This is a genomic window from Corallococcus sp. AB011P (genome assembly GCF_003611605.1).
In the GTDB taxonomy this organism is placed as follows: Bacteria; Myxococcota; Myxococcia; order Myxococcales; family Myxococcaceae; genus Corallococcus; species Corallococcus coralloides.
In genome coordinates this window covers 1-1,221 of the sequence record NZ_RAVX01000066.1, presented here as the reverse complement: position 1 = coordinate 1,221, position 1,221 = coordinate 1, and the positions used below count along the sequence as shown (strand labels likewise).

At 64.5% G+C, this 1,221-nt stretch carries 1 protein-coding gene; it reads left to right on the top strand.

Features of this window, described 5'->3' with window-relative positions; genetic code table 11:
* Positions 1–55: 55 nt before the first annotated feature.
* On the top strand, positions 56–1,204 hold the full coding sequence (locus D7X30_RS41345; RefSeq protein ID WP_120568467.1) for an IS30 family transposase: 1,149 nt from the start codon (positions 56–58) through the stop codon (positions 1,202–1,204).
* Positions 1,205–1,221: the final 17 nt, after the last annotated feature.

The window sequence follows — 1,221 nt, the reverse complement described above, 5'->3', positions numbered from 1 at the left end:
GCGGCACACTCAATGGGTCGACGCAACAGGCGCTACCCGTCGAGAGGAGCTGTGCGTGGCGAGAAGACGTCAGGGCTTTTCCGCGGACCAGAAGGCCGAAATTTGGAGGCAGTGGAAGACTGGGCAGTCCCTGAGTGACATCAGCCGGGCACTCGGTCGCGTCCCAGGGACAGTGCACAACGTGCTCTCGTCCAATGGAGGCTTCGTGCCTCCCGCACGGCGACGCTCTCGTTTGGCGCTCACGGTGGTGGAGCGAGAGGAGATTTCACGAGGACTGGCCAGTGGCCTCTCCCTGCGGCAAATCGCAAGGACGCTGCGGCGATCGCCGTCGACCCTCACACGGGAAGTGGCACGCAATGGCGGTGCCTCAGGGTACCGAGCTGCGCCAGCAGATGACAGCGCGTGGAAGCGGGCGCGCCGTCCGAAACCATGCCGCCTGGCAGGGAACTCAAAGCTGCGGCAGTTCGTCGCCAAGAAGCTCCAGGAAGACTGGTCGCCCGCGCAAATCGCCGGAGCGCTCCCGCGAGTGTTCCCTGAGGAGCCATTGATGCGGATTTCCCACGAGACGATTTACAAGAGCCTCTTCATTCAGGCTCGCGGCGTGCTGAAGAGGGAGCTCGTCAAGCACCTACGCTCGCGCCGGACGATGCGGCGCTCGAAGCTGGCGACCACGGCCGGTCAGCGACGCGGTCAAATCAAGGACGCCGTCTCGATTCGGGAGCGCCCAGCGGAGGCGGAGGACAGGGCGGTACCCGGACATTGGGAAGGCGACCTGCTGGCCGGCGCGAACAACAGCCACATCGCCACGCTCGTCGAGCGGCACTCGCGCTTCACGATGCTCGTGAAGGTCGCCGGGAAGGACAGCGCCAACGTCGTCCGGGCCCTGACCGTCGCGGCACGCAAGCTGCCCCGAACACTCCGACGCTCCCTGACGTGGGACCGCGGAACGGAACTCGCAAAGCACCGGGAACTCGCGATGGCGACTGACTTCTCCATCTACTTCTGCGAGCCACGGAAGCCTTGGCAGCGCGGAACGAACGAGAACACGAACCGGCTCCTTCGGCAGTACTTCCCAGATGGAACGGACGTTTCAACTCTCTCTCAGCGAGAACTAGACGCAGTGGCCCTCAGATTGAACCAGCGTCCGAGAAAGACCCTGGGGTTCGAAACTCCCGCCGCCAAACTGCACCAGGTGTTGCGTTGACGGGTTGAGCGCACCGC